17 protein-coding genes are annotated in these 15,027 nt (G+C 69.0%); 7 read left to right on the top strand and 10 right to left on the bottom strand.

The window, feature by feature from the left end; genetic code table 11:
* Positions 1–101 precede the first annotated feature (101 nt).
* Positions 102–1,931: an acyl-CoA dehydrogenase gene (locus tag O1G21_RS18960; protein ID WP_270145402.1), complete on the top strand. Its 1,830-nt coding sequence runs from the start codon at positions 102–104 to the stop codon at positions 1,929–1,931.
* 111 nt (positions 1,932–2,042) lie between these two features.
* On the opposite strand, the gene O1G21_RS18955 is transcribed toward O1G21_RS18960, so the two are convergent.
* Complete coding sequence (locus O1G21_RS18955; RefSeq protein ID WP_270145400.1) at positions 2,043–2,237, bottom strand: hypothetical protein; 195 nt, start codon at positions 2,235–2,237, stop codon at positions 2,043–2,045.
* A gap of 276 nt (positions 2,238–2,513) precedes the next feature.
* Here O1G21_RS18955 and O1G21_RS18950 point away from each other — a divergent pair, with 276 nt between their 5' ends.
* On the top strand, positions 2,514–3,827 hold the full coding sequence (locus O1G21_RS18950) for a M18 family aminopeptidase (protein WP_270145398.1): 1,314 nt from the start codon (positions 2,514–2,516) through the stop codon (positions 3,825–3,827).
* Positions 3,828–3,913: 86 nt separating this feature from the next.
* Here O1G21_RS18950 and O1G21_RS18945 read toward each other — a convergent pair whose 3' ends face one another.
* The 4 genes from O1G21_RS18945 to O1G21_RS18930 form a co-directional block, all read right to left on the bottom strand.
* Positions 3,914–5,734 carry an NHL domain-containing thioredoxin family protein gene (locus tag O1G21_RS18945; RefSeq protein ID WP_270145396.1) on the bottom strand — a complete coding sequence of 607 codons (1,821 nt, stop codon included), beginning with the start codon at positions 5,732–5,734 and terminating at the stop codon, positions 3,914–3,916.
* 48 nt (positions 5,735–5,782) lie between these two features.
* Positions 5,783–6,028 carry a hypothetical protein gene (locus O1G21_RS18940; RefSeq protein ID WP_270145393.1) on the bottom strand — a complete coding sequence of 82 codons (246 nt, stop codon included), beginning with the start codon at positions 6,026–6,028 and terminating at the stop codon, positions 5,783–5,785.
* A 222-nt stretch (positions 6,029–6,250) separates the two neighbouring features.
* Entirely contained in the window at positions 6,251–6,721 is a 471-nt protein-coding gene (locus tag O1G21_RS18935; RefSeq protein ID WP_270145391.1) for an NUDIX domain-containing protein, read from the bottom strand.
* A gap of 3 nt (positions 6,722–6,724) precedes the next feature.
* Complete coding sequence (locus O1G21_RS18930; RefSeq protein WP_270145389.1) at positions 6,725–7,468, bottom strand: XRE family transcriptional regulator; 744 nt, start codon at positions 7,466–7,468, stop codon at positions 6,725–6,727.
* A 142-nt stretch (positions 7,469–7,610) separates the two neighbouring features.
* On the opposite strand from O1G21_RS18930, the gene O1G21_RS18925 reads away from it, so the two are divergent.
* The 5 genes from O1G21_RS18925 (at position 7,611) to O1G21_RS18905 (ending at position 9,838) form a co-directional block, all read left to right on the top strand.
* Positions 7,611–8,045 carry a hypothetical protein gene (locus O1G21_RS18925; RefSeq protein ID WP_270145387.1) on the top strand — a complete coding sequence of 145 codons (435 nt, stop codon included), beginning with the start codon at positions 7,611–7,613 and terminating at the stop codon, positions 8,043–8,045.
* On the top strand, positions 8,042–8,245 hold the full coding sequence (locus O1G21_RS18920; protein ID WP_270145385.1) for a hypothetical protein: 204 nt from the start codon (positions 8,042–8,044) through the stop codon (positions 8,243–8,245). Before O1G21_RS18925 ends, O1G21_RS18920 begins: the two co-directional genes overlap by 4 nt.
* Positions 8,238–8,474, top strand: coding sequence for a hypothetical protein (locus tag O1G21_RS18915; RefSeq protein WP_270145383.1), 237 nt, complete (start codon positions 8,238–8,240; stop codon positions 8,472–8,474). Before O1G21_RS18920 ends, O1G21_RS18915 begins: the two co-directional genes overlap by 8 nt.
* 93 nt (positions 8,475–8,567) lie before the next feature.
* Complete coding sequence (locus O1G21_RS18910; protein ID WP_267884560.1) at positions 8,568–8,702, top strand: hypothetical protein; 135 nt, start codon at positions 8,568–8,570, stop codon at positions 8,700–8,702.
* Entirely contained in the window at positions 8,699–9,838 is a 1,140-nt protein-coding gene (locus O1G21_RS18905) for a methyltransferase domain-containing protein (RefSeq protein WP_270145379.1), read from the top strand. Before O1G21_RS18910 ends, O1G21_RS18905 begins: the two co-directional genes overlap by 4 nt.
* Positions 9,839–10,689: 851 nt before the next feature.
* On the opposite strand, the gene O1G21_RS18900 is transcribed toward O1G21_RS18905, so the two are convergent.
* The 5 genes from O1G21_RS18900 to O1G21_RS18880 all read right to left on the bottom strand — a co-directional run bounded on the left by O1G21_RS18900 (position 10,690) and on the right by O1G21_RS18880 (position 15,003).
* Positions 10,690–10,866, bottom strand: coding sequence for a hypothetical protein (locus O1G21_RS18900; protein ID WP_270145377.1), 177 nt, complete (start codon positions 10,864–10,866; stop codon positions 10,690–10,692).
* A 16-nt stretch (positions 10,867–10,882) separates the two neighbouring features.
* Positions 10,883–12,055, bottom strand: coding sequence for a phage major capsid protein (locus O1G21_RS18895; RefSeq protein WP_270145376.1), 1,173 nt, complete (start codon positions 12,053–12,055; stop codon positions 10,883–10,885).
* 338 nt (positions 12,056–12,393) lie between these two features.
* On the bottom strand, positions 12,394–13,929 hold the full coding sequence (locus tag O1G21_RS18890) for a recombinase family protein (RefSeq protein ID WP_270145374.1): 1,536 nt from the start codon (positions 13,927–13,929) through the stop codon (positions 12,394–12,396).
* Positions 13,930–13,950: 21 nt separating this feature from the next.
* Positions 13,951–14,091: a thioredoxin domain-containing protein gene (locus O1G21_RS18885; RefSeq protein WP_224281159.1), complete on the bottom strand. Its 141-nt coding sequence runs from the start codon at positions 14,089–14,091 to the stop codon at positions 13,951–13,953.
* A 405-nt stretch (positions 14,092–14,496) separates the two neighbouring features.
* Positions 14,497–15,003, bottom strand: coding sequence for a GNAT family N-acetyltransferase (locus O1G21_RS18880; protein WP_270145372.1), 507 nt, complete (start codon positions 15,001–15,003; stop codon positions 14,497–14,499).
* Between the last annotated feature and the right edge of the window lie 24 nt (positions 15,004–15,027).

Here is a 15,027-nt window from a genome sequence, read left to right as displayed (position 1 = left end):
GCCCAAGTTACCGCTGGGTAGCATCATGATGCCTACTGGTGGGTACGGGACGCCCGAAACGCGGCGGTCACCCGGAAGCGACGAACCGGAGAAAACAGGCCATGGGTCACTACAAGTCCAACCTGCGGGACGTGGAGTTCAACCTCTTCGAGGTGTTCGGTCGCGACCAGGTGTACGGCACCGGGCCGTTCGCGGACATGGACGTCGAGACCGCGAAGAACATCCTCAGCGAGATCGCCCGCCTCGCCGAGAACGACCTCGCCGCGTCCTTCGCCGACACCGACCGCAACCCGCCGGTCTTCGACCCGGAGACCAACACCGCGCCGATCCCGGCCACGTTCAAGAAGAGCTACCAGACCTTCATGGACGCAGAGTGGTGGCGCCTGGGCATCCCGGAGTCGATCGGCGGCCAGGTCACCCCGAACTCGCTGATCTGGGCCTTCGCCGAGCAGATCCTGGGCTCCAACCCGGCCATCTGGATGTACTCCTCCGGCCCGGCCTTCGCCGGCGTCATCGCCGAGGAGGGCACCGAGGAGCAGCTGAAGGTCGCCCAGCGGATGACCGACCGCCTGTGGGGCTCCACCATGGTCCTCACCGAGCCCGACGCGGGCTCCGACGTGGGCGCCGGCCGCACCAAGGCGATCAAGCAGGAGGACGGCTCCTGGCACATCGAGGGTGTGAAGCGCTTCATCACCTCGGGCGAGCACGACATGTCCGAGAACATCATCCACATGGTGCTGGCCCGCCCCGAGGGCGGTAAGCCGGGCACCAAGGGCCTGGGCCTGTTCATCGTCCCGAAGTTCGACTTCGACTGGGAGACCGGCGAGCTCGGCGAGCGCAACGGCGTCTACGCCACCAACGTCGAGCACAAGATGGGCCTCAAGGCCTCCAACACCTGCGAGATGACCTTCGGTGCCAAGCACCCGGCCAAGGGCTGGCTGCTCGGCGAGACCGTCGACGGCATCCGCCAGATGTTCAAGATCATCGAGTTCGCCCGCATGATGGTCGGCACGAAGGCCATCGCCACCCTCTCCACCGGCTACCTGAACGCCCTGGAGTACGCCAAGGAGCGCGTGCAGGGCGCCGACATCTCGCAGTTCCTGGACAAGACCGCCCCGCGCGTCACCATCACCCACCACCCGGACGTGCGCCGCTCGCTGCTGACCCAGAAGGCCTACGCCGAGGGCATGCGCGCGCTGGTCCTGTTCACCGCGTCGGTCCAGGACGACATGCTGGCCGCCAAGCTGCGCGGCGAGCGCGACGAGGCCGCCGAGCGCCTCAACGACCTGCTCCTGCCGATCGTCAAGGGCTACGGCTCGGAGAAGTCCTACGAGCAGCTCGCCCAGTCCCTGCAGACCTTCGGTGGCTCCGGCTACCTGCAGGAGTACCCGATCGAGCAGTACATCCGCGACGCGAAGATCGACACCCTGTACGAGGGCACCACCGCGATCCAGGGCCAGGACTTCTTCTTCCGCAAGATCGTCAAGGACGGCGGCCAGGCGCTGGCCGCGCTGTCCGAGCAGATCCAGAAGTTCCTCGCCTCCGCCGAGGGCGGCGACGCCCTGGCCGCCGAGCGCGAGCTGCTCGCCAAGGCCGCCGGTGACCTGGAGGCCATCGTCGGCAAGCTGATCGCCGACCTGACCTCGGTCGAGCAGGACGTCAAGAACATGTACAAGGTGGGCCTCAACACCACCCGCCTGCTGATGGTCTCCGGCGACGTCGTGGTCGGCTGGCTGCTGCTGCGCCAGGCCGCGGTGGCCCTGGCCAAGCTCGAGGCCGGCGCCTCGGAGAAGGACGTGCCGTTCTACCAGGGCAAGGTCGCGGCGGCCCGCTTCTTCGCCAAGAACGTCCTCCCGACCATCGCCCCGCAGCGGGCGATCGCCGAGGGCGTCGACAACGAGATCATGGAGCTGGCGGAGGAGGCCTTCTAAGGCCGAGCACCCCCTTCTGACCGCCTGACGAACACCCTCACACCGAAGGGCCCGGCTGCCACCGGGCCCTTCGGTGTTCTCGCCTTCCGCGGTGGTTCGCGGTGGACCGCGCTACCCGCTGCACGGGGCCCGCAGCGGGTCCGTCCGGGCCTGGTCGGCGGCCAACTGCGTCCTGGCAGCGGCGAGTTGCCGGTCGAGGTTGCCGGTGGGTCGTTGCGGCTGCCCCGGCGGGTTCGGGTGGGCGGTGCCGGCGGCAGTTCGGGACCGGGTTCGACGGTCTCGTCGGCGGGCGTTGATCGTGGTCAACCGCCTTCCTTTCCGGGTGACTTCACTGTCGGTCAGGGTCGTCGTCCGGCCGTCGGGAGCCGCCCGTGGCCCGTTCACCCGTGCGAGCCGGCTGACGGTGTGCGACCGCGGCGGATCACGCGCTGAAGGAGGGCCGGTGAACTGCGCGTTCACGGTTGTGTCCGTGTTCCACATCCCTTGCCGGGTATCGAATGCCGTGTCCGTGTACGGGCATATGCTTCAAAGTGCGAAGCCGACCCCCATCCGGCTTCGGCCCTCCCTCGACCCTGGAGCAGTATGTCGACCGCCGCCCCTCGGGCATTCTTCGACCGGACGCACACCGACGATCTGATCGAGTTCCTCGGCACCTCGCCGTCCCCGTACCACGCGGTCGCGAGCGCCGCCGAGCGCCTGGAGAAGGCGGGGTTCCGTCAGGTCGCGGAGACGGACGCCTGGGACGGGGCGGCCGGCGGGCGCTACCTGATCCGCGGCGGCGCGCTGATCGCCTGGTACCTGCCCGAGGGCGCGGGGCCGGAGACGCCGTTCCGGATCATCGGCACCCACACCGACTCGCCCAACCTGCGGGTGAAGCCGGTGCCGGACACCGGCTCGGCCGGGTGGCGGCAGGTCGCGGTGGAGATCTACGGCGGGGTGCCGCTGAACACCTGGCTCGACCGGGACCTCGGCCTGTCCGGCAGACTCGCGCTGAAGGACGGTGGTGCGCGGCTCGTCCAGCTGGACGAGCCGCTGCTGCGCGTGCCCCAGCTCGCCATCCACCTGGACCGCCAGGTCAACGACGGCATGAAGCTCGACCGGCAGCGCCACCTGACCCCGATCTGGGGCCTCGGCCCGGTCGACGAGGGCTCGCTGATCGCCTACGTCGCCGAGCGGGCCGGGCTGGCCGCCGAGGACGTGGTCGGCTGGGACCTGATGACCCACGACGTCCAGCCCGCCTCCTACCTGGGCCGCGACCGCGAGCTGCTGGCCGGCCCGCGCCTGGACAACCTGCTCTCGGTGCACGCGGCCACCGCCGCGCTGGCCGCCGTCGCGGTGGCCGTCGCCGAGGGCGGGGTCACGCTGCCGTACATCCCGGTGCTGGCCGCCTTCGACCACGAGGAGACCGGCAGCGAGTCCGACACCGGCGCGCAGAGCCCGCTGCTCGGCAACGTGCTCGACCGGACGGTCCACGCCCGCGGCGGCTCCCCGGAGGACCGCGCCCGGGCGCTGGCCGGCACCGTCTGCCTGTCCTCGGACATGGGCCACGCCGTCCACCCGAACTACTCCGAGCGGCACGAGCCGGGCCACCACCCGCTGCCGAACGACGGGCCGATCCTCAAGGTCAACGTCAACAACCGCTACGCGACCGACGGGGTCGGCCGGGCGGTGTTCGCGGCGGCCTGCGAGAAGGCCGGCGTGCCGTGGCAGAGCTTCGTCTCCAACAACGCGATGCCCTGCGGTACGACGATCGGCCCGATCACGGCGGCGCGCCTGGGCATCAAGACGGTGGACTGCGGCATCGCGGCGCTGTCCATGCACTCGGCGCGCGAGCTGTGCGGGGCGGAGGACCCGTACCTGCTGGCGAGCGCGATCAAGGCGTTCCTGGAGGGCTGAGCGCGCTGTGCGGGAGAAGGGGCCCGGCGTTTCGTCGGGCCCCTTCTACTGTCCGGTCTGCTGTCCGCTCTGTTGTCCGGAGCGGGTTACTCCATGCCCGCCAGGACCAGCGGGAGGCGGCGGGCGCCGTCGGCGACCAGCTTCACCGGCACGCCCCAGTCCTGCTGGTGCACGTGGCAGGCCGGGAACTCGATCTCCGGGTCGTCGTCGCAGGAGGCGGCCATCGCCGAGACGTGCAGCACGCCCTCGGTGATCCGGTCGGACAGCACCAGCTCGCGGGAGAGGTCGCTGTCCGCGCCCGCGCCGGAGACCAGCAGCTCGGGCGGGGTCGCGCTGACCAGCAGCCGGGTGGACGGGCCGTAGCGCTCGTCCAGCTTCTGGCCGCTCGGCGCCTCGAAGACCACGTCCAGCCGGAGCGCGCCGGGTGCGACCTCGGTGGCCGCGCGCTGGGTGCGGTGCGCCACCGACTCGACCCGTACCGCCTCCTCCGGCAGCCGCAGTCTGGTCAGCCGGTGCCGGGCCGACTCGACCACCACGATGTCGCCGTCCACCAGCACCGCCCCGGAGGGCTCGCGCAGGTCGGTGGCCAGGGTGGTGACCTCGCCGCTCGCCGGGTCGAAGCGGCGCAGCGCGTGGTTGTAGGTGTCGCTGACGGCCACCGAGCCGTCCGGCAGCACGGTCACGCCCAGCGGGTGCTGGAACAGGGCCTGGTCGGCGCTGCCGTCGCGGTGCCCGAAGTCGAACAGGCCGGTGCCGACGGCGGTTTCGACCGTCATGGTTTCACGTGAAACGAAGCGCAGCGCGGAGGTCTCGGAGTCGGCCACCCAGAGCTTCTGGCCGTCCGCGGAGACGGCGAGGCCGGACGGCTGGGCGAACCAGGCCTCGGCGGCGGGACCGTCCACCAGGCCCTCGTTGGTGGTGCCGGCCGCGACGCCGACCGTGCCCGCCGCCGGGTCGTACGCCCACAGCTGGTGCACGCCGGCCATCGCGATCCACACCTTGCCGTCGAACCAGGCGACGTCCCAGGGCGAGGAGAGGTCCACCTCACGGGCCGGGCCCTCGGTGGCCGAGCCCTGCCACCACTGGCGGCCGGTGCCGGCCAGGGTGGTGACGCTGACGCCGTCCTCGGCGAGGCGCACGCCGCGCAGCGCGTGGTTGACGGTGTCGGCGACGACCACGTCGTACTCGTGGCCCTCCGGCAGCAGCGCGAGGCCCTGCGGCTCGCTGAACCGGGGGCTGGCGCCGTCCACCAGGCCGCGCTGCCCGTCACCGATCCGGCGCACCACCGTCTCGCCGTCCTCGGCCAGCTCGACCAGCGAGTGGTGGCCGGAGTCGGCGACCAGGAAGTGCCCGTTCGGCAGCCGGACCGCCTTGCCGGGGAACTTGAGGTTCTCGGTGCTCGGCTCGGGCGCCACGTACGGGCCGTCGCCGCGCCGCAGGGTGCCCTTGGCCTCGTGCTCCGCCTCCAGCTCGGCCACCAGCCGGGCGATCGCGTGGGCGTGGCCCTCACCGGCGTGCTGGGCCACCACGTAGCCCTCGGGGTCGATCACCACCAGCGTCGGCCAGGCCCGGACGGCGTACTGCTTCCAGGTCGCGAGCGCCGGGTCGTCCAGCACCGGGTGGTGCACCTCGTACCGGGCGACGGCGTCGACCACGGCCTGGTGGTCGGCCTCGTGCACGAACTTGGGCGAGTGCACGCCGACGATCACCACGGTGTCGCGGTGGTCCTCCTCCAGCTCGCGGAGCTCGTCGAGGACGTGCAGACAGTTGATGCAGCAGAAGGTCCAGAAGTCTAGTACGACACACTTACCTCGCAGGTCGGCAAGCTTGAGTTCCTTGCCGCCTGTGTTGAGCCATCCACCGGCGCCGACCAGCTCGGGGGCGCGGACACGTGCACGAGAAGCCATGCCCCAATCAAACCGCACCGGGGATGTCCGCATTCCGGGCGTCTCGGTTCAGTGGACCGGCATGCGGGCGGCGCTGGTCTCCACGATCTCGCGGGCGACCAGTAGCGGGGTGTCCTCCCACCCGAGCAGAGCCTTCGTGATGGCGACCGCCGGAGCGATGCTCGTCCCACGCTCCACCAGTACGGCCTGCACCGCGTCCATGCCCTCGCTCGCGAGCACAGGACGACACTCTTCGACCAGCGCGGTCCACTGCGCGGCTACCTCAGGCCGTAGCCCGGCGACGTTCTCGAACATGGCATCTCCTCGCGTCATGAAGGCACGGCACCGAAGGGCCGTTGACCGGCTCACAGCGAGTAGCCGTGTCCTACGCCAGGATCTTTCCAAGCCCCGGGCAGAAATGCTGCTGGTTTCCTGGCTGCGAGAGCCGAGAGCCGATCACGGGCGATCCTGAGCCCGACCGCTTGTCACGGAAATGACAGCGGCCGGTCAGGAGTTGCTCGACGCCTTGTGCTAGGCCTAACCGAGGTAGGGGGAAGTCCGCTGTTCCAGGAAGTGCCGGAGCCGCAGGTGCTGGGTGTGGTGCATCGGCAGGTCGGTGACCTCCTCGGGGAGGACGAAGCGAAGGTCGGTGGACTCGTCGGAGATGCGCAGCGTGCCGCCCGTCACCCGGGCGGTGAAGCAGACGTTGAACTGCTGCCGCACCTCGCCGTCCGAGTAGGCGATGACGTGACGCGGGTCGGTGTATGTGCCGACCAGGCCGGTGATCTCGACTTCCAGGCCGGTCTCCTCGAAGACCTCCCGCACGGCCGTGTCCGGTAGTGACTCGCCGAGGTCCATCGTTCCTCCGGGCAGGGCGTACAGGCCGTTGTCGACCCGCCGTTGGAGCAGGATGCGCCCGGCCTCGTCCGTCACGACGGCGGAGGCGGCGACCACCAGTCGATTGGGCTTGGGGGCGTTGGGATCGTCGTAGTACTCGGTCCGTGCCATGGATCAGCTCTCCTCGACCGGTTGGGCGGTGCTCCACACTGCATCGAAGCTCGAAGCGTAGGTGTCGAAGAGCGTTCCCGCACCTGTCCGTCGAAGGTGCCAGACCGGCGCTCCGTAGGCGTTCACGCCCCACACGTGGGCGTTCACCAACAACTGATCGTCGGCCCGGTAGAGGCTGTTGTAGAGCGTGGTGCCGTGGGTGCGAACCTCGATGCCGGGCGTGCCGATGAGCGGCCGGTAATGCATGAGGGCGAGCCTGCACCGGGACTCGATGCCATGGCCGAACTTCTCCTCCTCCCCGCGCTGCCGCACGTTCTCGCTTGCGGGGTCGCCGATGGCGATTCGGACCGTACAGCCCTCGGCGGCACGCTCACGAAGCAGATCGTTGAGCCGTGGGTACGCCTCGTGGAGGAAGACAGCGGCGTAGACGAGCACATCGACACGCTCGGCGGCCTTCTCCAGCAAGTCCACGATGACGGACACCGGTAGGTCGGACCGCTGCTCATAGAGCGCCACCAGTTCGGGGCTTATCGCCCTGGCAGCGCGTGGCTGCCTCAGACTTGGCCACAAGGCGAACATGTCTTCTCCCAGCGCTTCGGCAGCCAGACGAGCTGCCCCTAACCGGGGCGTTCGGTTTTGATTGGCCCACCGCTCAACCGATTTGGTGTCCACGCCGGCTTTCTCTGCCAGGGCGGCGCACGTCCAACCGCCCGACGCCATAACGGCTTTCAGCCTTTCGTTCAGCATCTCGCGTGTCTCCCCGCAGAGTACGGACTCTTGTAGGGACGTTGTACCGCGCAAGGGACGTTCTGAAGTGTCCTTTGTGCGAGGTTTCACTGTCCCGGGTCGTTGCCAGATCTTGGTGAAAACCCGGCGGGAGGAGCTACCGATGGCGGCGAAGGCGGGCGGCGCAAGGACGCTGTCCGAGCACAGGGCGGTCCGTCGCCAGGCGGCGGCGACCTTCAACCCGCTCGACGACTACGACGTCGAGGTGTCGGTGAGAGTGGCGGGTAGCGGCATCCTGCGGGAGTGGCCCGCTTGCACCTGTGGCGCGGACCATTGCCCCGACAAGGGGGTAGCGTTGAGCGACGCGCCTCCGGCCCTACCCGGTTCTCAAATCGGTGGCGGATATGGGCAGTTGGTGGACTCTCTGTCCGAGTCGGCCGACCAGTCCGCCGTCAATGGCTGCCGGGTGTGCGGCATGTTCGACCGCATGGCGACGGTGTTCCGGGAGGCTCCGGAGGAGCTGCGGGACATGCGGGCGCTGGCGGACATCGAGGAGAAGCGGCAGTTGCACGCGCCGAACTGCGAGGGCGCGTGGTGAGTCCGCGAGAGATCGCCGGACGGCCGCCCGAGGGCCTGTCGCCGGGCGCTGACGCGTGCCTGACGTGCGACTACTTCGACCGGGCGGAGGTGCAGTACCCGGACGAGCAGTACCCGACCATCCGGCGCATGCTCGCCCGCAACCGTGCCCGGCACATCGAAGACGGGGAGTGTGCGCGGCCGGGGGCGCCGGGTGAGTGACCAGGGCGTCCCGCAGACGGCCCCGGACGAGCCCGCCGAGGGCATGGGCCCGGTGGACCCGTTCGAGTGGCTTCACGCCCACCCGTGGCCCCCGAAGCGGCCCACCGAGCCCCGACCGGTTCTGACCCCGGAGGAGTTCAGCGAGGCTCCGCTCTCGCTGGAGGATCGGCGACGGCAGGCCGAGCTGCTGGCGAAGGTACGCGACGCCAACCACCACCTGAGGCGCTGAGGCGCCTGTCTGACTCCCGCCCGGCCTGGGCGGGTGCACAACCCGGGGGCGAGCGTTCCCGGTGCCATGCCAGTTCGAGAGAGGACGCGCACCATGGGTGACAAGAACAAGGGCGGCCCGAACGACGGCGCGGGCGGGAAGCACTCCAAGCCTGGCGGGCCCGCCATCGGCCCGAGCCCGTCGAAGGACGGCCAGAAGCCGAACCCGGACCCGAAGCACAAGAAGTGAGCACGGCTGAGGAGTTGCGTGCCGCGCTGGTGGCGACGCTGACCGAATCGAGGTCGCTGACGGCGGACTGGGTTCCGTCCGTGGCGGCGGTGCCGCGTCACGCGTTCCTCCCGGAACGTTTCTGGGCGGACGAGGACGGCGGCGACACCGAGTGCCGCCGGGACAAGGACCCCGAACGGTGGCTGCGGCTCGCCTACGCCGACGTGCCGATCGTCACGCAGTGGGACGACGGGGCCGAGGACGGCGAGCACACCGTGCCCACGTCGTCGGCGTCCATGCCCACGATGGTCGTCGAGATGCTGGCCGACTTGGACACCGAGCCCGGTCACCGTGTGCTCGAAATCGGCACGGGCACCGGCTACAACGCGGCGCTGCTGACGCATCGCCTGGGGGCCGAGATGGTGTCCACGGTCGAGGTGGACCCTGGGGTCACCAGCGTGGCACGTTCCGCACTTCGCGCAGCTGGCTTCGCGCCCGAAGTCGTGTGTGGTGACGGCTCGCTCGGGTGGCCCGTGGCCGCTCCGTACGACCGGCTGATCTCCACCGTGTCCCTGCGGACCATCCCGTCCGCCTGGCTGACCCAGACCCGGCCGGGCGGGGTGATCGTCAGCCCGGTCTCCCCGCTGCTGGGCGGCGGGGCAATCGTCCGCCTCACGGTCGGCGACGATGGGACGGCGAGCGGCAGGTTCACCAGGAGTTCCGCGTTCATGCTGCTCCGGCAGCAGCGGTACGACGGCGCCCCGGTGGACGACTACCTGCCGGGAGAGTGGCCCGGTGACTCTGAGCAGTCGTGGACGAAGGTCGACCCCGAGGCCATCGGGGACGGCTGGCTGTCTCTGTTCGCGTGTGCCCTCGCCCTGCCGGACGTGTACTACCGGCGGAACGACTACGGCGAGGGCCGGACGTGGTGGCTGTTCGACACGGCTGTCACGTCCTGGGCCACGGTGGACTCCGTGCCCGGGGAATCCCGGTTCGAAGTCCGGCAGTCCGGGCCCCGGCGGCTCTGGGACGAGATGGAGGCCGCCCACAACCGGTGGACGGCCGCCGGACGGCCCGGGTACGACCGGTACGGGCTCACGGTGACCCCCGGCGGACAGACAGCCTGGCTGGACGATCCCGGCAACGTCCTGCTCTGACTCCAGACCGGCCCGGTCGCCGATACATCCCCCACGGGGCGATCGGGCCACATCTCCCGCTGCCGGGGAAGGCGCGCCGAGCGCAGCGGGTCGGCCCCGGTCCCTATCTCATCTCATGACGGGCGGCCGGGGCTTCCTCGTGCCCGAAATGCAAGAGCCCCGGGTCCCTCACGGCGAGGGTGTCCCGGGGGCACTTGGTTACAGACTGGTGCGGGTGCCTGAACACCCTCTAACGGCGATTAGCGGCGCTTTCAAGGGCCCTTTCTTCACATCTCTCGATGCGGACTCCGTTGCAAAGATGGCTAGTTGATCGACTGGAGGCCCGAAAAACGGCGTTACACCCAGGGCACGCGTTTCGAGCTGGGACCGGGATCGCTGCGGCGACAAAGCTGGGAACTTCGGAAGCGCCCCGCCCACCCAGCACAGCCACGGTCAGGCACGCTGACGGCATCCTGTGCAGCGGACCAGCCACGCATCCGAGCGCGGATCACGCTCGGTACCGGCAGGCAGCCTGTCCTTCGGCACGTACGAGTAGCGCGGGCACGAGCGGCACCGGACCGGAACCCACGACAGATCGCTCTCGTCCTGGAGCGCACGTCCGGCCGGCTGCATCCACGCGGGCCGCATCCATGACGGCCACTCGCTCAACCACTCATCTGTCAAAGGGAGTTGGGAGACGCTAAGTCCAATGAGCTGCCGGTCACCGCCGACCCGGTGACCGGTCTCGACCTTCCGCCCCCAGCCCTGTGCGATGAGGTACCCCCCGACGTCGGAGGGCACCACCACCCGCATGCCTGTCCCTACCGGGGTCCGGTCGATCAGGAGCCCGGTCAGCAGCTCAACGAACATCGTCAGGCCCGTACGGCCAGGCCAGCGCCCACCAGCCACTCCGCCTCACTCTGCGGAACCTCGTAGGTCTCCCCATTCTGGAGAATCTGGGAAGGGGCGCCGCTGCCGGTCGGGCCGTAGCCCATCCAGCCCGTCATGCGGATGGAAGCGGTCTGCTCGTTGGTGTTGAAGACGGTCATTGCGGTGAACTCCTTATCAGGCGGAAACGGTGATCTTGCAGACGGCGGCGGCGTTCGGAACGGCGATTGCAGCACGGGCAATCGCGCGAACCGCCGTACCGTCCTTGAGGAAGCCGAACTGATTGCTGATCTCGAACCCTGCATCCCTCCTCCAGACCGCGAACACCTGATCCGCCTCGTAAACAAGAATGTCAGCGTTCGGCATGAAAGAGGAAAGCCACACGGGAACCCCGAGGATCGACCGCTGAACCCCGGCAGTGGGCGAGCCGGCTGACTCGCTCAGAAGAGGCTTGAGCGAACCGGACATCTCCCGCAGCGCCATAAGTGCAGACCACGACTTGGGCGCCATGACGATTACCGAAGCCTTCGCGTTAGCGGACTCCAGAAGGCCGAAGGCCGACACGAACGGGTCGAGATCCTTGAGCTCACCCGCAACGGCAAGCTTCTGAATTCCGGCGGTGTTGGCTATGCCGACAAAGCCCTTCCCGGTGCCAGTACCCACCAGGGCTTCCCGGTCGAATCCCAGAGCGACGGTTCGCAGCAGCGACTTCGCCATTGGGTTCAGAAAGGCGGGGCCGCCGTCCTGAATCAGCTCATTCGCGATCAGGTCAGCAACGGCGATCTTGCGCGGAGTGACCTTGAGCGGCTCAGCTCCGAAACCGCCGGTCGGAAGGTCGTCCAGCTCCCCGACGAATCCAGCGGAGAAGTCCGACCGGATCACCGGGAACGAGTAGGTCTCGGCGTCCGTCTCCACCCGGTTCACACCCGATGCCATGACCACGGACTGAGGTGCGAGAAGGTCAACGAAGTTCTTCGCCACCTGCTCGGGAGAGAACGCCTTTCCCGTGCTGGGCGTGGTGACGCCCCGGGACATTTCCAGCGAGCGGTGCATGAGTTCCCCGGGCGTGACGCTCGAAGACGCCTTCGCGAACCTTTCAGGGTGACCTGCGAACGTGGCGCCGCGAAGCGGGAATTGTGCGCGCATTGCTGAATCTTCAGCGGCGGCAGCAGATATATGCCGCTTCGCGTTCGTATCCTCCTCGGCAATGAGATCGAGCAGCTCGCTTTCTCGCTTCTTTTCGCCGCGAGTAAGCGAACGGTTCTTCACGCCGTCGGTAAGCTCGCGAAGCTGCCTTATGGCAACCTCTCGCTTGTCTATCGCTATCTGCGCAATCTCGGCATGGTTCATGGGGCACCCCACTCTAGGAAGATTCATGAGCCAGAGAAGGCACGGCCGAACTCCGGTCTCTTATGGAGCCCTAGAGCGCAAGGACTTCCCAGCCCCCGAGGATTGCGCACAGGTGGTTTGGCGTCGGTTTCGGATTACTTAAGAGTTTTCTATGACGTACTGGAAAAGTCGTCAAAACACCACTACACCATCCTGGGCAGCCCTCGGCCAGCGCTGGTGGGGCAGCCGCCCCGTGCGAGCACCGCCCTGGAAGGCCGTAGCCGCCCCTCTGAGGGCATGACGAAGCCCCGGCAGGCTCAGGGCCGTACCGGGGCTGTAGGGGGCGTTTGCAGGGTTGGCTACTCCTTGATCTCGGCCCACTTGATGCGGACTCGCTGCTCCGGGATGAAGCGCTTGCCGCGTTCGCCCTTGCTGATGAAGACGCCGTCTATGGCCAGGGACAGGCGGTCTCGCTTCTGGTCCTGCGTCGACTTTGCCCAGGCGGGGTGAAGCATCTCGCTGTCCAGCAGTGGAGTGATGTCGACGGCGGGGATCGGGATGTTGGCGAGGTCGGCGCGCAGGCCGTCGATGCGGCTCTGGAGTCGGGCGGCGAGGCGGTCGTAGCGGTCGAGTGCGCCGGGGCGGTCGAACTCGCCACGGACGTAGCGGGCGTCTTCCAGGTCGGCCAACCGGGCTTCCTGATCGGTGATTTCTGAGGAAATCGCGTCCCGCTTGGCGAAGGTCTCGGGATCGGTCCGCTTCATCCACCGGTCAGCGATCGCCACCAGCAAGGGGTCGTCCAGGTCCAGCGTGGGGAGCAGGGAGAGGAAGCGCTCGGACACGTACTCGTCCACCCGATCGGCCATGGCGCTGGCACCGGGGCACTGGTTGCCCGCTCGGCGGGCCATGCACTGGTAGCTGTTGCCGACCTTGTGCATCCGGCGGCCGCACCCGGGCACGTCGCAGAACACCAAGCTGGTGAGAAGCGCCGTGCCGTTCGGCTTCGGCATCCGCTTGCCTGCGTGGGTACGGGTCCGGGATTCGAGTTGCCGGATGATCCGCTCGCGCTCGCCGACCGTGATGATTCCTTCGCCGATGCTGACCGTGTCCAGCGTCTCGGGGTCTCGGTAGGGGAACACGCGGCTGGTGAACTTCCGGCTGCCGTCCTCGGCTTCGATGGTTTCGGTCTCGGGCATGAGACCGGCGAAAGCCGGGGACTTGACCAGGTTCATGATGCTCGCGGCGTTCCACTGGCCGCCCCGGGCCGAGGGGATGTCGTACTCGTTGAGCAGCCGGGCGATCTGGACCAGGGACTTGCCGGCCAGCGCGTCATCTGCGATCAGGCGGGCGTAGACGGCTGTCTCCGAGTCGTGGACCAGCTTCTTGGTGGTGGGGTCGACCAGCAGCCCGTACGGGGGCTGTCCGCCGATCCACTGGCCCTGTCGGCGCAGGTGCCGCTTCGCGTGGGCCACGCGGGTGCCGAGGTTCTTTGACTCGGAGCGGGCGAGTTCGGCGAGCATGGCGACGACCATGCGGGCCGAGTCGTTCGAGGTGTCGAGTCCGTCGACGACGGAGACCAGGCGGCCGCCAGCCTTCTCGATGTCGTCCAGGACCTTGCCCACTTGGCCGATGCCCTTGCGGGACAGCCGGTCGAGCTTCCAGACAATCAGGGTTCCGACGACTCCCGCAGTCACGGCGGCAAGGGCGGAGTCGAACCCCTTGCGTTCGACGTCCTTGAAGCCGGAGCGCCCCCGGTCGATGTGGACCTTGCGGACCGTGAGGCCGTTGCGCTCGGCCCATGCGCGGCAGTCGGCTTCCTGCCGTTCGATCGCCGTCTTGCCGTCCCGGTCCAAGGACAGCCGAAGGTACAGGTCACACAGCGTGTGATGGTGCACGTACGCCCCCTCTGGAGATCCCTACATTGTGTAGGACTTCCAGAAGTCCAGGATGGTGATCTTGCCCCGGAAGTCGGCGAGGGTGAGTTCCTTGCCGCCGGTGTTCAGCCAACCGCCTGCCCCGACCAGCTCGGGGGCGCGTACACGTGCACGAGATGCCATGGCTGTATCCAACCCCACGGGGGGTGGGGGCATTCCGGGGTGGGGTGGGGGGTTCTGTGGGTGGGGGTGGGCTCTCGGGAGGGTGGGTGGCCGGGGCGGTTCCGGGGGTGGCCGCTCCGGGGGCTGGATGATTTTCCGACTGCCGACTCTGTGGGTGGGGTCTTGAGACCGTTGGCAGTCTGAAAATCACCCGCAACGCCCCTCTCCGGGCCACCCCCTCCACCGCCCCTCCCGCAGCGCGTCCCTCTCGCCTGGTCGGGTGGTGGGGGGAGGGGGGAGGTGGGTGGGCGCGCGAGGCGTTGTCCGCGCGCCCACTATGGGTGGGGGGCGTGAGGGGGTGGGGGCGTGTCGTGGGTGGGGGCGAGGTGTTCGGCCGGTGGAGGTGAAGGCCGGCGTGGGCCCGGGCTACGGGTGCGAGAGATCGGCCTGCCAGCGGATTTCGCCGTCCTCGGTGTGCGGGGTCGGGTGGAGGCCGAGGGCGCGGGCGATGCGGGCGGAGGCGTCGTGGTCGGGGTGGATGTGGGCGATGGCGGTGGTGACGCCGGTGGCGGTGAGGTGGGCGAGCAGGGTGCGGGCGGCCTCGGTGGCCAGGCCACGGCGCTGCCAGGGGGTGCCGACCACCCAGGCGAGTTCGGCCTCGGCGGCCTCGGGGCGGACGGTGGCCTGGACGTAACCGGTCATGGCGCCGTCCGCGCGCAGCCGCAGGGCCCAGTTGCCCCAGGCCACGGCCGGGTCGGGGGAGCCGGCGGCGAGCCGGGCGCAGCGGGCGCGCATCTCTTCGGGGGTGGCCGGGTGGCCGCCGGTGAAGGAATGCAGGGCGGGGTCGGCGAGGGCGGCGGCCAGTTCGTCGGCGTGCTCGGGGCCGAGCGGCAGGAGGTCGAGGCGCTCGCTGCGCAGGGTGGTGATCGGCATGGCGCCATTGAAACGGTGCGGTGC

It is taken from the genome of Kitasatospora cathayae, from assembly GCF_027627435.1.
Classification (GTDB): Bacteria; Actinomycetota; Actinomycetes; order Streptomycetales; family Streptomycetaceae; genus Kitasatospora; species Kitasatospora cathayae.
This window is presented reverse-complemented; position numbering and strand designations above follow the sequence as displayed.

Bases quoted from the DNA above. Each gene is read 5' to 3' on its own strand.
- O1G21_RS18925 (WP_270145387.1), top strand. From the start codon at position 7,611: ATGGCGGCGAAGGCGGGCGGCGCAAGGACGCTGTCCGAGCACAGGGCG.
- O1G21_RS18880 (WP_270145372.1), bottom strand. From the start codon at position 15,003: ATGCCGATCACCACCCTGCGCAGCGAGCGCCTCGACCTCCTGCCGCTC.
- O1G21_RS18945 (WP_270145396.1), bottom strand. From the start codon at position 5,734: ATGGCTTCTCGTGCACGTGTCCGCGCCCCCGAGCTGGTCGGCGCCGGT.
- O1G21_RS18950 (WP_270145398.1), top strand. From the start codon at position 2,514: ATGTCGACCGCCGCCCCTCGGGCATTCTTCGACCGGACGCACACCGAC.
- O1G21_RS18910 (WP_267884560.1), top strand. From the start codon at position 8,568: ATGGGTGACAAGAACAAGGGCGGCCCGAACGACGGCGCGGGCGGGAAG.
- O1G21_RS18900 (WP_270145377.1), bottom strand. From the start codon at position 10,866: ATGACCGTCTTCAACACCAACGAGCAGACCGCTTCCATCCGCATGACG.
- O1G21_RS18960 (WP_270145402.1), top strand. From the start codon at position 102: ATGGGTCACTACAAGTCCAACCTGCGGGACGTGGAGTTCAACCTCTTC.
- O1G21_RS18930 (WP_270145389.1), bottom strand. From the start codon at position 7,468: ATGCTGAACGAAAGGCTGAAAGCCGTTATGGCGTCGGGCGGTTGGACG.
- O1G21_RS18885 (WP_224281159.1), bottom strand. From the start codon at position 14,091: ATGGCATCTCGTGCACGTGTACGCGCCCCCGAGCTGGTCGGGGCAGGC.
- O1G21_RS18940 (WP_270145393.1), bottom strand. From the start codon at position 6,028: ATGTTCGAGAACGTCGCCGGGCTACGGCCTGAGGTAGCCGCGCAGTGG.
- O1G21_RS18895 (WP_270145376.1), bottom strand. From the start codon at position 12,055: ATGAACCATGCCGAGATTGCGCAGATAGCGATAGACAAGCGAGAGGTT.
- O1G21_RS18935 (WP_270145391.1), bottom strand. From the start codon at position 6,721: ATGGCACGGACCGAGTACTACGACGATCCCAACGCCCCCAAGCCCAAT.